This window comes from Mycobacterium sp. FW102-FHT13B02, assembly GCF_058790275.1.
On sequence record NZ_JBYTCM010000004.1, the window covers coordinates 74,797 to 93,832 of the forward strand.

The window sequence follows — 19,036 nt, forward strand, 5'->3', positions numbered from 1 at the left end:
TCGGGGTACGTGCCCGTGCGCGTGACAGAAGTGAAGGTCGCGGCGTTCACCGTCGTGATGCTGTTGGTGGCCTCCGCTCTGGTCGTGGTGTTCGGCCAGTTCCGGTTCGGGACGGGCGAGCAGTACCACGCCGAGTTCACCGACGCTTCCCGCTTGAAGGCCGGGCAGGACGTTCGGATGGCGGGTCTGACGGTGGGTTCCGTCGACCGGGTCTCGCTGAACGCAGACAACACCGTCGACGTCCTTTTCAACGTTGATTCGCGCTACCACCTGTACGCAACGACGAAGGCGGTGATCCGCTATCTGAATTTGACCGGCGACAGGTACCTCGAATTGGCTTTCACCGCAGGGGATTTGTGTGCATTGAATCCCGGAGCCACCATCCCGTTGAGCAACACACAGCCCGCGGTCGATCTCGACGCGCTCCTGGGCGGCCTGCGGCCGGTCCTCAAGGGCCTTGACGGCACCAAGATCAACGCGATCAGCGCGGCCGTCATCGACCTACTCCAGGGCCAAGGTGGCGCTGTGGCCCAACTGCTTTCGACCACAGGGAGTTTCACGCAGCACCTGTCCGACCGTGATCAGCTTCTCGGCGACGTCATCAACAACCTCAACGGCGTTCTCGGAGCTGTCGACGCGAAGGGAAAGCAGTTCGGGGACACCGTCGACGAACTCCAACAATTGCTTACGGGCTTGGCGCAGGACCGCGACGCTGTCGCCGGCGCCATCACTCCCCTCGCCGAGTCGACGACGTCGCTGACCCAGATGCTGCAGGAGAGCCGCCGCCCGGTCCAGGGCGTCCTCGAAAACGCGCGGCCCTTCGCCCAGCGGGCCTACGAACGCCGGGCAGACATCAACGCTGCCATCGATCCTCTCGCCGAGAACTATCTGCGGCTCAACTCCCTTGGCGCATACGGCGCGTTCTTCAACATCTTCTTCTGCTCCAGCAAGATCAAGATCAACGGGCCCGCCGGCAGCGACATCATCGTTCCGATCGGCGGAGCGCCGGACCCGTCGAAGGGCCGGTGCTCGGAAAATGGGTGATCGGCGTGTTGGTCTGCGCGGGGGCGCGATCCTCGTCTGCCTCGCCGGTGTGGTGTCTGGGTGCCAGTTCGGGGGTTTGAACTCGCTCGCGCTGCCGGGGACGAAGGGCCACGGCCGGGGCTCCTTCGAGGTCGTCCTCGACCTGGACAACGTGGTCGGTTTGCCGCAGAATTCGCCCGTCAAAGTCGGTGACGTCACCGTCGGAAGCGTCTCCGGGGTCGCCGTCGTGCAGCGGCCTGACACCACTGTCTATGCGGCCGTTCGGCTTTCGCTGGACCGGCACGTCGATCTCCCGGCGAATGCCACGGCGACCGTCGGCCAGACGTCGTTGCTGGGCTCGCAGCACGTCGAACTCGCGTCGCCGACCGACCAGCCCGCGCAGGGCAGACTCACCAACGGGGCGCACATCAAACTCAACCGCACGGGCCACTACCCCACCACGGAAGACGTATTGGCGGCGCTGGGCCTGATCGTCAACAAGGGCAATCTCGGTGCCCTGCAGGACATCACGGACCAGGCCTATGCAGCCGTGGCCGGACGGGTGGGAACGTTCAGCGGTCTGCTGGCCCGGTTGGCCGAGCTGACCGGCTTCCTCGATGCGCAAACCGGCACCATCGTCGCGGCGATCGAGGGTGTCGACCGGACAGCTGCAGTACTGGCCCGCAACGCTCGCGCGCTGGGCCGGACGTTGGAGACGCTTCCGCTCGCGCTCGATGTCCTGAACCGCAATCGCGGCAGCATCGTCGCGGCCTTTGCGGCGCTGCGCAGGCTTGCCTCCACTGCCGGGCGCGTGGTGTCACAGACCAAGGACGATTTCGCCGCGGACTTCAGGGACGTCTTCCCCGTCATCAAAGCCCTCAACGACAACGCCGACGATTTCATCCACGATCTGGAACTGATGCCGACCTTCCCGTTCGACCGGAAATACCTGCGCAACGCCGTGCGCGGCGACTACCTCAACGTCTACTCGACCTTCGACCTCACCATGCGACGCCTCGGCGAGAACGTACTCACGACCTCGGCGCTCGACCCGAACATGCCGCACCTGTCCGAGATCATCAATCCCCCGGATTTTCTGGCCGGAGCGCTTGCGAACCTGTCAGGCCAGGCCGCGGATCCCTTCACGATTCCGCCCGGCACCGCCACCCAGCATGACGCGAAGCCGTGACGCCTTGATTTCGAGAAATGTTGTCGCACAGAGATTTATCGAAGGGATACTGACACCATGACGACCGACGCCACGTCGACCGGCCACGGGCCCGCAGTGCCGGACCCATTCCAACCGGCCAAGTTGGGTCCGGTGACGTTGCGGAACCGGATCATCAAGGCCGCGACGTTCGAGGCGGCCACCCCGGATGCGCTGGTCACCGATGATCTGATCCGGTATCACCAGCTGCCCGCCGCGGGCGGGGTGGGAATGACGACGGTGGCGTACTGTGCGGTGTCCCCGGGCGGGCGCACCGATGGCTGGCAGTTGTGGATGCGCCCGGAAGCGATCCCCGGCCTCCAAAAGCTCACCGAGACGATCCATGGTGAGGGGGCGGCGATCAGCGCCCAGATCGGGCACGCCGGGCCGGTCGCCAACGCCCGCACCAACAAGGCCACCGCCCTGGCCCCGGTGCGGTTGTTCAACCCGCTGTCGATGCGCTTCGCGAAGAAGGCCACCCGCGCCGACATCGATGCGGTGATGGCTGCGCACGCCAATGCGGCCAGGTTGGCGATCGACGCCGGATTCGACGCCGTGGAAGTGCATCTGGGGCACAACTACTTCGCGTCCTCGTTCCTGTCGCCGTTGATCAACAAGCGTCGCGACGAGTTCGGGGGCTCCCTGGAAAACCGGGCGAAGGTCGCGCGCAGCACCGTGCAGGCGGTCCGGGAGGCGGTGGGTGATCAGATCGCGGTGATCGCCAAACTCACCATGACCGACGGGGTGCGTGGTGGCATCCCGATCGACGAATCCCTGCAGACCGCCCAGTGGCTGCAAGACGACGGCGCCCTCGATGCGCTGGAGTTGACCGCGGGTAGCTCGCTGGTCAACCCCATGTACCTGTTCCGTGGCGGTGCCCCGGTCAAAGAATTCGCTGCCAACTTCAAACCCCCGATCAGCTGGGGCATCCGGATGAGCGGGCACAAATTCTTCCGCGAGTACCCCTATCGCGAGGCCTATCTGCTCGAGCAGGCCCGCCAATTCCGGGCTGAACTGTCGATGCCGCTGATCCTCCTCGGCGGAATCACCAACCGGGACACCATGGACCTGGCCATGGCCGAGGGGTTCGAGTTCGTCGCGATGGGCCGCGCCCTGCTCGCCGAACCCGACCTACTCAACCGCATCCAATCAGAAGACCGTGAAAACCCAGTTAGATCCGCGTGCACCCACTGCAACCTGTGCATGCCCACCATCTACACGCACACCCACTGCGTCGTGACCGGCAAGCCCGACTCCATCTGACGCGGGCACGTCCAGAAGATTTTCGAATACTGCAATAGGAGTTTGTATGGGTGACTTTGATGGCCTCGTTGCGCTGATCACCGGCGGGGCGCGCGGTATGGGTAGGTCGCACGCGGTGGCACTCGCCGAGGCGGGCGCGGACATCGCCATCTGCGACCGCTGCGAGAATCACGACGAAATCAAATACCCGCTCGCGACGGAGGACGATCTGGCGACCACCGCCGAGATGGTCGAGGCGGCCGGAAGGCGTTGTCTCACCGCGAAATTGTCGACCAGCGACCGGCCGGCCCTGGAGCGGTTCGTAGCCGACGTCGAGACGCAGTTCGGTCGAATCGACATCGCCGTCACCAACGCCGGCGTCAGCGCCATCGCCATGCTGCCGGACGTGCCCTCGGCGCAATGGGATGAGGTGATCGGCTCCAATCTGACGGGTACGTTCAACACGATCGCGGCAGTGGCGCCGGGGATGAAGGCGCGCGGGTACGGACGGATCGTCACGGTGTCCTCGATGCTCGGGCGTAGCGGAAACTTCGCCCAGGCTGCGTACGCGGCGTCCAAATGGGGCGTCATCGGTCTGACAAAGGTGGCGGCGCACGACCTCGGCGGGTTCGGGATCACCGTCAACGCCGTCGCGCCTGGAAACGTCGAAACCCCCATGACTTTCAACGATGCCTTGTTCGGCGCCATGCGCCCGGATTTGGACCACCCGACGCTCGCGGACGTGGAATCGGTGTTCGCCTCTTTGCATCTGCAGCCGGTGGCGTTCATGAAACCAGCCGAGATCACCCGTGCCGTCATGTTTCTGGCGCACCGGGACAGCGCACACATCACAGGCACCGTCCTGCCCGTCGACGCCGGTGCCTCCGCTCGGTTGGGTAGCTGACCCGACCGTGTAGCCAACGTCACCCACACTGCAAAACAGTGCAGTGTACGGTTTTAATATGAAGTGGATCAGGGTGATGCTGGCGTCGGCCGTCGTGATGGGCATGGCCGGCTGCGGCACCAAACAGGACGCGGGCCAGGAGGAACCGGCCAAGCCGGCCCAGGCCTGGGACCGCAGCTTCTACTGGGGGACCGCGACCGCGGGCTATCAGGTGGAAGGCGACGCACCCGACAGCAACTGGCGCCGGTACGTCGACCGCGCGGCGGGCAAGCCGCAGGCCGATCCGTTTGGGGCAGTCGAGCCCTACAAGCAAGCGGATGACTTCCGGCACCGCTACCGCGAAGACATTGCCAACGCACATGCCATGGGCGCCAACACGTTCCGGCTTGGCATCGAGTGGGCGCGGGTGATGCCCGAGCCGGGTAAGTGGGACGAGAAGGAACTGGCCTACTACGACGACGTCGTCGCGACGCTGCGCGCGAACGGCATGACGCCGATGATCACGCTCATGCACTGGGTGTACCCCGGCTGGGTCGCCGACCGTGGTGGCTTCCTCGACAACGTCGCGGTGTTCGACGACTTCGCCGCCGCGATCACCAAACGCTATGCGGGCCAAGGCGTGCTGTGGGTGAGTGTCAACGAGCCCCTGGCGTTCGGCGCCATGGAGGTACGCACGGGCGCCATCAAACCCGAGCAGTTCGCGACCTTTCTCGACCGCGTCGCGGACGCGCACCGCGCGGTATACCGCGCGGCCCACGATGCCGACCCGGGGGCGAAGGTCACCACGAACGAGGCCTACATCCCGCCGGAAGTGCTCGCGCAGTTCACCAGCCTCGGGGTGAAGGGCATCGAGGGATCGTTCTTCGATCGGGTCAAGGACACCCTGGACTACCTGGCTTTCGACTACTACACCGGAACCGCCAAGGACAATCCGGCCGCAAGTCAGAGCATGGCGCAGCGGTGGAGCATCAAGCTGCAGCCCGAGGACATCTACTACGTGGCCCGCCACTACGCCCAGCGGTATCCCGGGTTGCCCATCTACGTCGTCGAGAACGGCATGGTCACCGACAACGGCAAACCGCGAGCCGACGGCGTGACCCGATCGCAGTACCTCAGCGACACCGTGTTCTGGCTGCAGCGCGCGAAGGCCGACGGCATCCCGATCATCGGCTACAACTACTGGTCCCTGGTCGACAACTACGAGTGGGGCAGCTACCGCCCCAGGTTCGGCCTGTATTCCGTTGATGCGGTGGGTGATCCAGCGCTGCGCCGGGTGCCGACCGATGCCGTACCGACCTACACGCAGATCACCCGCGACGGCGGCACCCCGCCGGGATACCGGCCGGTCATCCCGGCAGCGCACTGCTCGACGACCGTCGGCACCGATAGCTGCGCGCCGCTGGACGTCAACGGGCCGCTGTCGCCGCTGAAGTAGCGATGTTCCTCGCACTCACGGACGCGGCTCATCTAAGTGACCACATGGTAATATCTTCCGCGTGCCGGTGAGCGCACCGGCCGGGAGGTAGCCATGTCCATTCGCAATGCCATCGTCGATCTCGTCCAGCGCCGAACCCTGTTGCCCGAGCGGCTCGATGCCGCACTGGCCGGGCCGGGCCGCGATGTCAGCGACCTGACCGTCGTCGTCACGGGTGCCTCGGCGGGTATCGGCCGCGAGGCGGTCACTCAGCTGAGCGCCCGGGGCGCCACCGTCATCGCCGTGGCCCGCCGCGAGGAGGAGCTGCGGACGCTGGCGGAGGCAACCGGATGTCATTGGCGTACCTGCGATCTGAGTAATCAGGACGCCACCGCCCGGCTGCTGGCGGATATCGCCGATAAGCGGGTGGACGTCCTGGTCAACAACGCCGGCCACTCGATCCGGCGCAGCATCGTCGACGCCACCGACCGGCTGCACGACTACCAGCGGACGATGTCCCTGAATTACTTGGCCGCCGTGCAACTGAGCCTCGGGCTGCTACCCGGCATGATCGAGCGGGGGCGCGGACAGGTGATCAACGTTTGCACCTGGGGTCTGCACGCCAACACATTTCCGCGGTTCTCCGCATACGCCGCGTCGAAGAGCGCGCTGGCGATCTTCGGTCGTAGTCTCAACGCCGAGCGGCCCCATCCCGGCATCTGCGCCACCAATGTTTACTTTCCGCTGGTGCGCACTGAAATGATCGCGCCCACAGCCGAATACGTGGATGCCGCGGCGCTGTCAGCGGAGGAAGCCGGACGCTGGATCATCCGGGCAGTCACTCATCAGCCGGTGGAGGTCAGCCCCGCGGTGTTGCGCGCGGTGCTGCCGACGATCGATCTCATCTCCCCGACCGCCGCGGACCGCGCTCTCGCGGCCCTCACCTGACCGGCGTCAGTGCAAACCCAGGCAAGGATCCCATGACGAAACACGTGATCTCCCGCGCGCTGTCGCGCGCCGTCATCGACGGCGTGCTGCCGCTGGTGGACAGCCGCCTGCCGGCGTCGCGCCGGCCGTTCGACGCGCCCGAGATTCTCCGTCCCCACGACGTATCCCGGGCTTGGGGCGTAACACATTTCGGTGTCTTCATCCCAGACCTGCCGGACCCGTACCGCTACCTGAACACGATGACGCTGCTGGGTGCCTCGGGCAGTGAACTGTTCGACCTCGACCACCTGGCCGCCCCCGACGCGCGGAACACCACCACGGTCTTCTCCTCGACGGCGCATGCGGACCAGCGCTTCCACCGGGCGTACGACATGCACACCGACTGTTGGTTCACCGGCGACGCCCGCCGGATGCGATGGGCCGAAGACCTGGCGATCAACGTCGCACTGCCCGACGTCGTCGTGCGCGGCCGCTACCCCCAGTTCGACGTCGACCTGAAACTCAAGGTCACGGACCAGGTCTCGTACTTCGTGAAGGCACCGGTCTACGACCACCTGAGCCTGTTGGCGCCCTACACCGGCACGGTCGACGGCGTCGAGGTCAGTGGACTCGGGACCTTCGAATACGCCAGAATCCGTACGCACCAGGCAGTTACGCGCCGTCCGATACCGGCGCGACTCAAACTGCCGCTGGACTTCTTCACCTACCAGATCATCAATCTCGACGAGCGCACGCAGGTATTGCTGACCGATGTCCGCGCCCGTGGGCGCACCGCGTGCAAGCTGGCACATGTGCGGGTACTCGGTCACGAGACCGAGGTGTACAGCGACGTCCACTTCGCGGTCACCGAATACGGCGAGCTCCTCGTCGACGACCGCGGCAACACGATGCGTCGCCCCCGCAAGTTCAAATGGTCGGTTCGTGACGGCGGAGACGAAATTCTGGCTCTGGTCGGCACCGTCGACGCGCCGTGGCGCCTGGGCCACGGGCCGGGGTACGCCGCCGCGTATTCCTACGCCGGCACCTGGCACAACGAGCCAGTCAAGGGCAGCGCCTACCTGGAGTGGATCGACGTCCAGCCGGCCTGAATCGGCGCGTTCGTCCCGGGTAATGATCAACAGCGGCTCGAAGGTGCGGGCCTGCTGATTAGGCTGTCCGGATGACCTCGCGCCCCGTCAGCGGCAGAACCGGCACCAAAGGTGTGCCGCGCGGCGAGCGCGAGCAGCTCATCATCGAGGCGGCGATCGCCGAATTCAGCCGGGCCACCTACGCAGGTGCGTCCCTGGCTGCCATCGCCGCGCAGGCCGACGTCTCCAAGACCCTCATCATCAGCTATTTCGGGTCCAAAGAGGCCGTCTACGCCGCGTGCGTCACCAGGATCGGAAACCAGATCGAGCAGGCGGTCGCCGCCGCGCTCAAGTCCCCTGACCACCTGGCGGGGGCCGGTGCCGCCGCCGGTGAGCCGGTGCTGGCGGCGATCTTCACGACGTTCGAAGGGCACCCGGGCGACTGGCATGTGCTGTTCGACCGGTCGGTCCCCCACGGTCCGGCGCGGGACGCGGCGCGGGAGCAGCGGACGATCTTGCGTGAGCAGGCCTTCGCGGGAGTGTCGCGGTCGCTCGGGGGCGTCGGCCTGACGGATCCCGTCGATCTGGTCGCCGCCACCGGCGTGTGGGAGCACATGGTGTCTGCGCTGATGCTCTTCTGGCGTAAACATCCCGAGGAGCCCGCCGCGGCGATGGTGGCCCGGGCCCACCGCGTTCTGGCGGCCATGGCCGGGCACACGTTGGAAGGTGCGACGGACTAGGGCAGGATGCGTCCGGCGATGCCGTCCGCCAAGAGCCTGCGGGGCGGCTCGGTTCCGTCGAGGAGCCGGGTGATGCGTCTGACGATCTGCCAGCCGTATGGCGATTCCGCCGCGCGCCGAAGGTGGAAGTAGCTGACGCCGGCGCGGACTGGCTCGTAAGTGGTTGCGCGCCTGAGCAACAGCGTCGACTCACACACCGCGACCGCCTCGTCGCCATGGATGGTGACGACGGCGGGGCTCAGGAAGTGGGTGCACCCGGTGGTGATCAAATCCTGGTGACCGGGTGAGCGCACCATCGCGGCAACGTCGTCACGTCCTGCCATGATCCAGTTTTCGACGTCGTACACCCCGTCCGGTGCCCACATCGCGGCGACGTCGTCTGCCTCACCGGCGTCGACGAGCGGTCCGTAGGAGGCGATCATCCGCTCGACCGCGCGTTCGTCCTCGATGCGGCGCAGCCGTACCTCCAGCTCGGTGAGCCGCTGCTCGCTCATGGTCGGTCTTCGCCCGGCAGGGTGATCAGGTCCGCCAGTGCGCCGAGCTGCTCGCAGCAATGTGCCGCGGACCGGGAGGCGATGACGCACGTCGCCGCGGTGGCACCGGCGTCCTCGAGCGCGCCGAGTCGGTCGAGCGTCTGTTGTGGCGCGCCCATCGGATCCAGCGGCGGGGTCGCGAGCACGACGTCGAAGGGGTCCGTAAGGTCCACGGCGGCAAGCATTGTCGAGACCTCCGCGGCCGAGAGACCGAACGGCATCCAGCCGTCCCCCAGTTCGACGGCGCGGCGAAGCGAACGCCGGGTTCGGCCGCCCACCCAGAGAGGTACCCGCGGCTGCAGCGCACAGGGGTTCATGACCACGGATTCGTAGCGGTAGTAATGCCCTTGGTGCACTGGATGATTGGTGGCCAGCGCGGCACGCAGTGCAGCCATTGCCTCGTCGGCCCGGGCACCGCGGTCATCCCAGGCGGCGTCCAACAGGTCGAACTCCTCCCGGAGTGACCCGACGCCCACGCCCAAGATCAGCCGGCCACCGCTGACCTGGTCCAGTGTGCCGTAGCGTTTCGCGATCTCCAGCGGATGATGGTAGCCCAGCACCAGCACCGAGGTGGCCAACCGAATCCGCGACGTACGCCCGGCGATGAAAGCCAAGGTGGCCAAGGGATCCCAGTATGCCGCCCCCCGGGTCGCTGCGACGTCGGTCGGCACGACGACATGCTCCGAACAGGTCAGGTAGTCGATGCCGAGCACGTCGGCCACGGCCGCGATCTCGCCGATCTCAGCGGCGCCGGCCGCCTGCTCCCACGCCGACGCGGTCGCGGGAACCTGGATGACCACCGGCGTCTGCAGTCCTATCCGCATGCGTGCGCCCTTCCGTACCGGCGTCTGGATCGGCTACCCTCGGACGCAGAAAACTAAAATGAATTTTAGATATGGAGCGAGAACTTGTCTAGCGAGGACGCGCTGCTCGTGCAGCAATACGGGCCGTGGGCGGTCATCGCGGGTGGATCGGAGGGCGTCGGGGCTGAGTTCGCGGCGCTGCTGGCGCAGGCCGGCATCAACCTGGTGTTGATCGCCCGCAAGCCGGGACCGCTGCAGGCCACCGCGAGCCGGTGTCGCGAATACGGTGTGGTGGTACGCGAACTGACCCTCGACCTCACCGGCGATGAGGCTGTCGACCAGATCATCAGTGCCACCGCCGATTTGGAGGTCGGACTTCTCATCTACAACGCCGGGGCCAACACCCACAGCGCGGAATTCCTCGACGGTGACCTGGCCGCATTCCAGCGGGTGATCGACCTGAACATCACCACGCCGCTGCGGCTGGTCCACCACTTCGGCGCACCCATGCGCGAACGTGGCCGGGGCGGGTTGATGTTGGTCGGGTCGCTCAGCGGGCACCTCGGGTCGGCCCGGCACACCGTGTACGGCGGCGCGAAGGCATTCAGCCGGATCTACGCCGAGGGCCTCTGGCTGGAGTTGCGCGAACACAACGTCGACGTCCTCGAGCTCGTCCTGGGCCTCACGCGGACGCCGGCGATGGAGCGGGTCGGCCTGAACTTCGACATCCCTGGGATGCCCGCATCCGACCCCGCTGACGTCGCACGCGAAGGTCTCGCGAATCTCGCCAACGGCCCGGTGCACATCATCTCGACGCACGCCGACAACCCGGCGGTCCACGCCACGGGCGACCGCGGCAAGGTGCTGCTGGCGTCGCACGCGATGATTCAGAAGATGTTGCAGGGCACGCCGTCTGGACCACCGGAGTAGCCATGCCCCGGGCACCACTCGACCGGGAACCGGCGACCCCGAGGACCCCCGCGCAGATCGACCGCTGCGAACGCATCCTCGCCACCGCCGCGCGGCTGGGCGCGCACCGCGGACTCGAAGAAGTCCGGATGCAGGATGTGGCGGACCAGGCCGCCGTCTCCATCACCACCGTCTACCGGTACTACCCCACCAAGCATCACCTGTTCGCGGCGTTGCTGTTCCACTACACCCAGGCCGCTGCGCCCCCGGGTCCGGCGACGGGAGACCCTGTCGCCGATGTCACCGAACTCATGGCCGGCATCATTCGGACCATGCTGGCTCGTCCACAACTGGCCCGCGCGATGATCACGTCGGTCAATGCTCGGCGCGCCGAATCGACAGCCAGCGGCGACTACAACCTACGCGGCAACATCCTCGACGCTGCCGGCATCGTCGCGCCCACCGCGACCGACACACAAGTTGCGCTGCTGCTCGAGCAATGTGCGTACGGCGTCTTGTCGTGGGCCATCACCGGCGAGACGACGCCCGAGCAGGCCGAGCGCGATATGCGCCGGGCCTGCGAACTGCTCCTGGCGCCCTGGCGCCGACGGACACGAACCAGACGAAACGAGAGCGCCCGATGACTGCCGATATCACCCTGAGCACTGGCGACCAGGCCAACGCCATCGAGGCCATCAAGCGGACCTTCGCCCGGCGGCTGCGGTGCATGGACACCAAGCAGTGGGAAATCTATCCGACGCTGCACACCGACGACGTCGTGTCCGAAACCTGGGATGGGTTGCCGGACAACAGCAATTGGACACCTCGGACTGGGACGGGCAACCGGGTGGTCGGCAAAGAGCCACTGACACGGGCCATCCGGTCATTGCTCGACGGCGGCACCACCGTCACGACTGTCCACCATGGCCACACCCCCGAGATCGAGCTCACGAGCGATACCACCGCCACCGGCGTCTGGGCCATGGAGGACCAGCTGTGGTGGACCAACGGCGACGTCGAGGAACACCTGCACGGCTACGGCCACTATCACGAGCAGTACCGTCTGCAAGACGGCAAGTGGCTGATCAACTACCGCAAGCTCACCAGGCTTCGGGTCGAGACCACACCGCACTTCTTTGACTTCCTCAAAAGCCGATAGTGGTTCAGCGTCAAAGGGTCAGGCAGGGCTCGGCACCGTCGTACACCCCGCGGCGGTAGGCGTCGACGCGTTCGGTTCCTTGGCCGTGGTGCTCGACATCTCCGCCGTCGGTGCGGTAGAGCAGCAGGGCGGCGACGGCCTTGTCCAAGTCGCCTGGTGAGAGGCTGTACCTGCTGTTGGGGCGGTTGTGCAGCAGGATGCTGGCAGCCCAGGAACCGGCCAGACAGTCCGCGCGCAGCGAGGTCTGCTTCTGGTCCGCAGGCTGACCCATTCGCATCAGCGCGGCCAGCCCGTACTGTGTCGCGATGAGCGTCGCTACGGAGAAATCGCCGCCGCTGTCATAGATTTCGGGCATCGCCTTGACGTTGTCGAAGCCGACGTAATCGTCGTCCACGCAGTAATACAGCACCGAGCCCTTCATTGACTTTCCGCCACAGTCGGGCGCGTTGTCGGGATCGATCTTGCGCGGCGCCTTCAACGGAGTCCAGTCGTATTTGCCGCCGGTCAGCTCGGGAATCAACTGCGTGAAGTAATCCTCGAGATCCGCTGGGACGCCGGCGATTATCGCGTCGTACGGGGCATCGCCCCCGGACGCCTGGTCGGCGGCGTCGTTGAACGGCAGCTCCACCACCACCGGGTTGCCGTTGCGGTAATCCGCGCAGGCCTTCGGTCCGTTGTCGAACCCGGTGCGGAACGAGTTCACCCGATCGAACCCACTGCCGTGTGCGCTCAGATCATGTTTGGCCGTGCCCGGCTCATCGCGCAGGAACAGGAAACCGGCGAGCGCGTTGTCCATATCGTCGGCGCTGGGGTTGAAGGTGTCTTTGGCGTGTGCGGCCCAGGCTCCGGCAAAGCAGTCGGCCTGAATCTCCTTGGTCACGGTCTCGCCCTGAAAGTTGGACCGCGCCTGGATGGCGTGGCCCCACTCATGAGCCAGCACAACCGGAATAACGAAGTCGCCGAAGCGCTTTCGCAAGCTGGGCAGCAGTCCCTCGGCATCCCATGCGACATCGTCGGCCTTGGCGCAGTAGAAGGCATTGCCGGCGACGTCATCCGGTGACTCGGCGCAGGGCGGCAACAGGCCCTTCGACGGGTAGACGGCGTAGAAGCCGCCCTTGACCGGCGTGTAGTCCTTCTCGTAGAGCTTGGGAAACTCGTTCTGCCAATACGCCTGGATATCGCCGATGGCTTGGGCGACGATCTTGTTCACGGGATCCGAGGTGTCGCCGTGGATCTCGGCAGGCGGGGCCATCGGCTTCGTCGACGATGACGGTGACGATGCCTGCGGCTTCAATTGTTTCTCGCCGCAGCCGGCAACGGCCAGGGTGCAGACGGCCAGTAGCGCGCAGGCCCGCCGGAGGGCCCGGTGGATTCCCATCCGCTATGACTTGGGCTTGTCGTCGACCTTGAACCCGTAGTTCACGTCGGAGCCGTCGACATTGTTGACGGTGACCGTGACGCCGTAGGTCTGGCCACTGTCCTTGAGCTCGCAACGAAGCGTGGCGCCGGTCGCGCCCTTCAGGTTGTCCGGGCACGTCACGGATTCGGGTTTGGTCCCGAACTGCTGGCCCAGCTGGTCGCTGATCTGGCTGGCGACCTGCGCCTTGTCGATGGTCTGAACCATGTCGAACTTCACCTGTTCACCCTCGATGCCGGTGACCGTGACGTTGACGGTGCTGGTCTTGTCGCCGACCTTCATGGTGCAGTTGGTTTCGGCGCCCTTCTGGCCCGCAAGGTCTTCGGGGCAGGTCACCGAGTCCGCCTTCTTGCCGTCGGCGCCCGTCATCTTGGTGACGATCTGGCTCTCGACGTCCTTCTTGCTCACCGACGGCGTCCCGCTGGAGCAGGCCGCAGCGCCGAACACGGCAGCTGTGATCGCGGATGCCAGAACGAGCCTCTGACACGTTGTGTTGGTCATGTCGCCAACCCCTTCCAAGTTCGGGCGCCGACCACCGGCGCCGCACCTCTCAAGCCGGACGGCAAAAGTTAGCGCCGGGGTGTTGGAATCCGGTTGGAAGCTCACTCAGCTCGGGTTGGGCAGCGGCGGCGTTCCAACCACCCGGGGTGCCGGATTCAACGGAATTCCAATCCGCCGTCCATATCGTGACGCCGAGGACGTGACCGACGTCCCCGTCTACCCCTGAGGAGTCACGATGCAGATGTCGCATCGACCTGCCATCGCCGTCGCCGCCGCGGTGTGTCTGAGTATCACGCTGGGCGCCTGTGGCGGTGACAAGGACAAGGGCTCGAGCAGCAGCTCCAGCTCGTCCAGTTCGACCAGCAGCAGCAGTAGCTCCAGTTCGTCGTCGGCAAAGGCAGCGCCCAAGCTCAAGCCCCGCAAGGTGCCTGATGCCACACCTGGGTCTGCGAACCCGACCATCGCCGACTACATCACGCAGCAGAAGATCCAGGAGACGCCGATTCACCGGACGGATGCGGGCGCCCCGAAGGTCGAGATCCAGTTCCCCGACGGCTGGCAGAACGCAGGGGACGACACCCCGGATTTCGCCTACGGCGCCATCGTCTATAACGGACCCGGCGCCGACAATCTGGCCTACACGCCGAACATCATTGCGCTGGTGTCCCGGCTGGACGGCCCGGTGGATCCGGACAAGATGCTGTCGCTGGCGGGCGGGGAGGCGAAGAACCTGCCGGGATTCTCATCGGCGGGTGAGGAACCGGGCACCTCAGCGGGATTCCCGGCGTTCCGGATCGCCGGTACCTACGACATGCCCAGCGGTAAGGCCGCATTCGGCCAGGAGACCGTCGTCTTCAAGGGCAATGACGGGCTCTACGTCCTGCAGATGAACGCGACCAGTGATGAAGCCCAGGGCCAAGAGCTGTTCCAGGCGCTGGACTCCATCGACAAATCTCTCGCCATCACCCAGTAGATGACGACGGCACCACCGCGGACCAAGGCGTATCTACTCAAGAGCAAAGCCAACACCTGGTGGGTGAACGTCGAGTTGGAACTGACGGATACCCGCGTGCGGTGCCTTGCGTCCGAATATGCGAAGTGGGTCGATGAGGAATTGGGCCTCACCGATTACCAGGCGAAGCTGTCCGCGGGAGAGGAGGTCGTGATCTTCGACTTCCCGCGGAACGCTCTGAATCTCAAGTGGCTCCGACAGTTCTACCGTGGTGGCTGCGAGGTGAGTCATGGCGATTCGCGCAAATGGCTTGTCTCACTGGTGTATCCATCAGGATTCGGCAGCGTGCTCGACCTGATGACGGACCGGGCCATCTGGCGTCAGTGGCGAGAAGCGTTGCCGGACAGCACGCCAAAGACCTGACCTCACACGGACTGGACCGACAGCGCGGCCAGCCGCGCGCCGATCATCTGGTTGTACGCACGTTCACCGGTGGCATCCGCGAGGCGGCTGGCCTGCCGTAGCCAATCGCGGGCGGCGTCGGTCCGGCCATGATGCAGTTCGATGTCCGACAGCAGACTAAGGAAGAGGGTGTTCATCGCCGTCGTCCCGTCGGACGTGTACAGCTGAAACGCCTGGCGCGCGACGTCGGGGTCGATATCGCCGCCATTGAGGGTCTGGGCCCACACGCTGATGATGCGGGCGGTTGCCGCCCACTGCTGGCCGCCTGCCGCACAGAATTCGGCGTCGACCTGGTCGGCCAGTTCGGCAGTGCCGTCGACGACGCGGAGGATGGCAGCGCATTCGACATACGTCAGCTTGGCCGCCAGGATGTTGAAGACATCCCCCCGGCTCTGCGCGAGATGCAGTGCGCGACGATGATATTCGCGCATCGCATCCTGATCCCCGCGCACCGCCTCGGCCAGCGCCATCCAGCAGTACACGCGCGGATGGAAGAAATGAAGGGGATCGATCACCGTCTCGGGCGGCGGGAAGTTGGTCATCATGTGATGACCGGTGGCGATCAACAGGTCGGTCTCGCCGCGCAGCGAGTACACCATGATGTGCGCGAAGTCGTTGACGACGCCGATGACCGGATCTCCGGACTTGTCGTACTGGTCCTGCAGGCCGTTGGCGATGATCTCGGTCTCGTCGATGCGCCCGTGGCAGCACAGCATGAGGCATTGCATGGCGATGGCGCCGTAGAAGCTGCGTCCCTTGACTTCCTGCCCGATTTCGAAGGCGCGTTGGACCGCCGCGGTGGCGGACTTGCTGGCCTGCCCTTCAAGGATTCCGCGCGCGCCCGCCAGATGCAGCCACAGCGTGGCCTGCCGATCCAGGTGTTCGGGCTTGGCCGGTAGCCGTTCGCAGATCTGCAGTGCATGTTCGGCCAACCCGGCGACGTCGTGGTACGCCGAACGATTCAGGGCCCGGGGAATCGACGTCTCCAGAATGCTGAGCGCGACGTCAGGATTCAGTTCGGCTCCGGCGCGCCAGGCGTGGTCGGCAGCCGCGATCACGTGTTCGTACGCGGCGGTGGCGAGTGTCGCAGTCCTGGTGGTGGCGATGGCCGCGTGGACGCTGGTGCGATCGGTGGTGGCCAGTTGCGCGATGAGCGCGTCGCGGACCAGCCCGTGGCTGAACCGATAGGCACCCGGCCGCTCGGGCAGTTCGTCGAGCAGACCCGTCTCGTACGCCGGCCGAAGCCGGCTCTGCACCGTCGAAATCGACAGGTCGACGATGTCGGCCAGGTCCGCGACACCGAATTCGGGCCCGACGACGGCCGCGGCGCTGAGCACGCGACGGCTCGGCCGATCCAGCACGCTGAGCCGGCGGCCGACCACGCCGACGACGGCATCCGACAGTGCCGGGTGGTCGCGCTGCGGCGCTCCATCCGTGCCGAGAGTGCGGGCGAGTTCCTTGATGTAGAACGGGTTTCCACCGGCTTGCTGCCACACTTCGTCGGAGACTGCAGGTGGGATTTCACGGCCGGCGACGGCGTCGATCAAGTGCGCGGCGGAGGTCGAGTCGATGCCGTCGAGGTGCATCGTGACTGCGTCGTTGGAACGGACGAGGCGTTCGAAGGCCGACCGGTTCATCGGGCGGTCGGCGCCGAAGAACGTCCAGTTTCCGACTATCTGGATCGGCAGGCGCGGGAACTCACCGGCGAGCAGAACCAGTGTGTTGAGCGACGCCGGGTCCGCCCGCTGCAGGTCGTCGATGACGAGCAGCAGGGGCTTGATGGCGGAGAGCGCCCGCAGCGCCGTCACGATTCGTTCCACGAGCGCGAAACCCGTTGGGGCGAAGCGGCTGGCCGAGGCCAGGTCGTCGTCGCCGTGCCATTCCGGCACAAGTGCGGTGACGACGCCGGGCGCCTCGTGTAGCACGGCCCGCCGCGCATCCGGTCCCAGTTCGGTGCCGAGCTGGCGCAGCAACTGGATCCAGGTCCACAACAGGGGCAGTTTGACGCTGCTCGGATGGCTCGCCCACGCCACCGTCAGCCCTGAAGCAGCCGCGCGGTCGACGGTCGCCTGCGCCAAGGACGTCTTGCCGATTCCGGCGTCGCCCGTCACCAGCGTGAGACCACCGGCACCGGACTGCCCACGACGTACCGCGGCCGCGACGCTGCCGAGTTCGGCGTCGCGGCCGACGAACGGTGGCGGAGCGGCAGTGTCTGGAGACAGATCGGGCCCGTGCGGTGGCGGCGCGACATTCAGTTCGGGTGCGCCGTCGCGGATTTTCTCGAAGAGGGTCTGTAGGCCTTCGCCGGGCCGAGTGCCGATTTCGCGATCCAGCGTGGTGCGGGCTCGTTCGAACGCCTGGATCGCATCGGCAGTCCGGTTCGCGCGATGCAGTGCGAGCATCAGATGGCCCCAGAGTCGTTCCTGGAGAGGATGTTCTGCCAGCGCGCCCTCGATCTCGGGCACCAGCTCACCGCCGCCGCCGAGTTGCAGGGCGGCGTCGAAGCGGGCCTCGATGGCGGTGGAGCGCAGGGCAGAGAAGCGGATGGCCTCAGGGGCGGCGAATTCGTGATAGGCGAACTCGCCGAACGGATCTCCGTGCCATAACGCCAGCGCCTCGGTCAACATCCCGACGGCCGTCTCGGCGGAGTTCCGGATCAGTGCGCTCCGGCCGCCTGCCACCAGGTCTTCGAAGCTGAACAGATCGACGGTGTCGCCCGGGAGCAGATTCAGCTGGTAGCCGTGCGGATGCGAGGCCAGGCGCTGGTTGTGGACGTCGGCGCGGCGCCCGTCCGGTTCGTTGGCGCCGTCGGCGGCGGGATCGAGGACGCGCCGCAGGTTCGCCATGTACGAACGTACCGAGGCCAGCGCCTTCGCCGGTGGGTCGTCGCCCCAGACCGCGTCGATCAGGCGGTCGATGCTGACTACGGTGCCGTGGTTTGCCAGCAGCACCGCCAGCACACAGCGTTGCTTCGGGCCGCCGAGCGCCGCCGGCGCGCCGTCGACGCGGGCCATCACTGCACCCGAGAGGAAATATTGCGCCATCTTCCCCGATTCACAGCAAATGTGGAACTGGGGAGACCATACATCTGGGAGTCAGCTGTGACATCGCGGTTAACCTGGCAATTTGCTGAATGCAATCGCCCGATCAGACGATCTGCGGGCTGCGCTTGCGGCTCGCGCGGCTCACGACCGCGAATCCGGTACCGACCAGCAGGAAGGGCGCTGCGATGATGCCGAGGAGCGTCGGCAGGAACCACACTTGCCAGTAGGTGTTGATCTGGGCACCGTGCGGGTTGCCGGCGTCGTAACGAATGTCCACATGCTCGCCGACCTGGGCCGGTGGCGGATTGCTGCTCACCGAACTGAGGAAACGAACCGGAACGCCCGCAGCCGTGGTGAATTCCACGCGCGCCCGGTACCGGGGACTGCTACCGCGGCCACTGGGCACCAATTCGATGACGGTGCCCTCGGCGTGACTGTCATCGGAATTGTCGTGGGCCACAAATCCTGCGCTGACACCGGCTGCGACGGCCAACGACAGCCCGAGCGACAGGAACACTTTCGCCAGGACGGGTGCGGCGGATGTCTTGGCGGGGCCGGTGGTGCCGAGTTCGGTTGCGGTGGTCTCCGTTGTGCCGCGCGACGCCTGCCGGACGCGGCGCTTGCGTAGCAGCACCACGAGAATCCCGGTGTCCACGATCACGATGACGGCGATCAGCACCACGAGGTATTCGACGCGCATGGCCCCTCCGG

19 protein-coding genes are annotated in these 19,036 nt (G+C 66.1%); 13 read left to right on the top strand and 6 right to left on the bottom strand.

What is annotated here, in order from left to right; all coding sequences use genetic code 11:
- The first annotated feature begins 15 nt into the window (after positions 1-15).
- The 8 genes from AC3WTE_RS08455 to AC3WTE_RS08490 all read left to right on the top strand — a co-directional run bounded on the left by AC3WTE_RS08455 (position 16) and on the right by AC3WTE_RS08490 (position 8,545).
- Complete coding sequence (locus AC3WTE_RS08455) at positions 16-1,044, top strand: MCE family protein (RefSeq protein WP_492436914.1); 1,029 nt, start codon at positions 16-18, stop codon at positions 1,042-1,044.
- Positions 1,037-2,212, top strand: a complete 1,176-nt coding sequence (locus tag AC3WTE_RS08460) for an MCE family protein (protein WP_492436916.1) — start codon at positions 1,037-1,039, stop codon at positions 2,210-2,212. Before AC3WTE_RS08455 ends, AC3WTE_RS08460 begins: the two co-directional genes overlap by 8 nt.
- 57 nt (positions 2,213-2,269) lie before the next feature.
- Entirely contained in the window at positions 2,270-3,493 is a 1,224-nt protein-coding gene (locus AC3WTE_RS08465; protein WP_492436918.1) for an NADH:flavin oxidoreductase, read from the top strand.
- A gap of 46 nt (positions 3,494-3,539) precedes the next feature.
- Positions 3,540-4,376, top strand: a complete 837-nt coding sequence (locus tag AC3WTE_RS08470) for a mycofactocin-coupled SDR family oxidoreductase (RefSeq protein ID WP_492436919.1) — start codon at positions 3,540-3,542, stop codon at positions 4,374-4,376.
- Between the two features lie 103 nt (positions 4,377-4,479).
- Positions 4,480-5,811: a family 1 glycosylhydrolase gene (locus tag AC3WTE_RS08475; protein WP_492437335.1), complete on the top strand. Its 1,332-nt coding sequence runs from the start codon at positions 4,480-4,482 to the stop codon at positions 5,809-5,811.
- Positions 5,812-5,904: 93 nt separating this feature from the next.
- Positions 5,905-6,738, top strand: a complete 834-nt coding sequence (locus tag AC3WTE_RS08480; RefSeq protein WP_492436921.1) for an SDR family NAD(P)-dependent oxidoreductase — start codon at positions 5,905-5,907, stop codon at positions 6,736-6,738.
- A gap of 32 nt (positions 6,739-6,770) precedes the next feature.
- On the top strand, positions 6,771-7,826 hold the full coding sequence (locus AC3WTE_RS08485) for a DUF6670 family protein (RefSeq protein WP_492436923.1): 1,056 nt from the start codon (positions 6,771-6,773) through the stop codon (positions 7,824-7,826).
- Positions 7,827-7,939: 113 nt separating this feature from the next.
- Complete coding sequence (locus AC3WTE_RS08490; RefSeq protein ID WP_459370560.1) at positions 7,940-8,545, top strand: TetR/AcrR family transcriptional regulator; 606 nt, start codon at positions 7,940-7,942, stop codon at positions 8,543-8,545.
- On the opposite strand, the gene AC3WTE_RS08495 is transcribed toward AC3WTE_RS08490, so the two are convergent.
- On the bottom strand, positions 8,542-9,039 hold the full coding sequence (locus AC3WTE_RS08495) for a nuclear transport factor 2 family protein (RefSeq protein ID WP_492436925.1): 498 nt from the start codon (positions 9,037-9,039) through the stop codon (positions 8,542-8,544). The genes AC3WTE_RS08490 and AC3WTE_RS08495 overlap by 4 nt on opposite strands.
- Positions 9,036-9,902, bottom strand: coding sequence for a TIGR03619 family F420-dependent LLM class oxidoreductase (locus tag AC3WTE_RS08500; protein WP_492436926.1), 867 nt, complete (start codon positions 9,900-9,902; stop codon positions 9,036-9,038). Before AC3WTE_RS08500 ends, AC3WTE_RS08495 begins: the two co-directional genes overlap by 4 nt.
- A gap of 84 nt (positions 9,903-9,986) precedes the next feature.
- Here AC3WTE_RS08500 and AC3WTE_RS08505 point away from each other — a divergent pair, with 84 nt between their 5' ends.
- From AC3WTE_RS08505 to AC3WTE_RS08515, 3 genes are read left to right on the top strand one after another with little or no spacing between them, the layout of a single operon-like run.
- Positions 9,987-10,811: an SDR family NAD(P)-dependent oxidoreductase gene (locus AC3WTE_RS08505; RefSeq protein WP_492436928.1), complete on the top strand. Its 825-nt coding sequence runs from the start codon at positions 9,987-9,989 to the stop codon at positions 10,809-10,811.
- 2 nt (positions 10,812-10,813) lie between these two features.
- Complete coding sequence (locus tag AC3WTE_RS08510) at positions 10,814-11,434, top strand: TetR/AcrR family transcriptional regulator (RefSeq protein WP_492436930.1); 621 nt, start codon at positions 10,814-10,816, stop codon at positions 11,432-11,434.
- A complete protein-coding gene (locus tag AC3WTE_RS08515; RefSeq protein WP_492436932.1) occupies positions 11,431-11,949 on the top strand; it encodes a nuclear transport factor 2 family protein in 519 nt (172 codons plus the stop codon). Before AC3WTE_RS08510 ends, AC3WTE_RS08515 begins: the two co-directional genes overlap by 4 nt.
- Positions 11,950-11,959: 10 nt before the next feature.
- On the opposite strand, the gene AC3WTE_RS08520 is transcribed toward AC3WTE_RS08515, so the two are convergent.
- Positions 11,960-13,327 (bottom strand): neutral zinc metallopeptidase, encoded by a 1,368-nt coding sequence (locus AC3WTE_RS08520; protein WP_492436934.1) that lies wholly within the window; start codon positions 13,325-13,327, stop codon positions 11,960-11,962.
- Positions 13,328-13,330: 3 nt separating this feature from the next.
- Positions 13,331-13,867 carry an anti-apoptotic protein gene (locus tag AC3WTE_RS08525; RefSeq protein ID WP_492436936.1) on the bottom strand — a complete coding sequence of 179 codons (537 nt, stop codon included), beginning with the start codon at positions 13,865-13,867 and terminating at the stop codon, positions 13,331-13,333.
- 241 nt (positions 13,868-14,108) lie between these two features.
- Between AC3WTE_RS08525 and AC3WTE_RS08530 the strand changes: the two genes are divergently transcribed.
- Together AC3WTE_RS08530 and AC3WTE_RS08535 are read left to right on the top strand one after the other, a co-directional pair.
- Positions 14,109-14,840: an LpqN/LpqT family lipoprotein gene (locus AC3WTE_RS08530; protein WP_492436938.1), complete on the top strand. Its 732-nt coding sequence runs from the start codon at positions 14,109-14,111 to the stop codon at positions 14,838-14,840.
- A complete protein-coding gene (locus tag AC3WTE_RS08535; protein WP_492436940.1) occupies positions 14,841-15,242 on the top strand; it encodes a hypothetical protein in 402 nt (133 codons plus the stop codon).
- Positions 15,243-15,244: 2 nt separating this feature from the next.
- Here AC3WTE_RS08535 and AC3WTE_RS08540 read toward each other — a convergent pair whose 3' ends face one another.
- Both AC3WTE_RS08540 and AC3WTE_RS08545 read right to left on the bottom strand, forming a co-directional pair.
- Positions 15,245-18,325, bottom strand: a complete 3,081-nt coding sequence (locus tag AC3WTE_RS08540; protein WP_492436942.1) for an ATP-binding protein — start codon at positions 18,323-18,325, stop codon at positions 15,245-15,247.
- A 103-nt stretch (positions 18,326-18,428) separates the two neighbouring features.
- Positions 18,429-19,025, bottom strand: coding sequence for a DUF3592 domain-containing protein (locus AC3WTE_RS08545; RefSeq protein ID WP_492436944.1), 597 nt, complete (start codon positions 19,023-19,025; stop codon positions 18,429-18,431).
- Between the last annotated feature and the right edge of the window lie 11 nt (positions 19,026-19,036).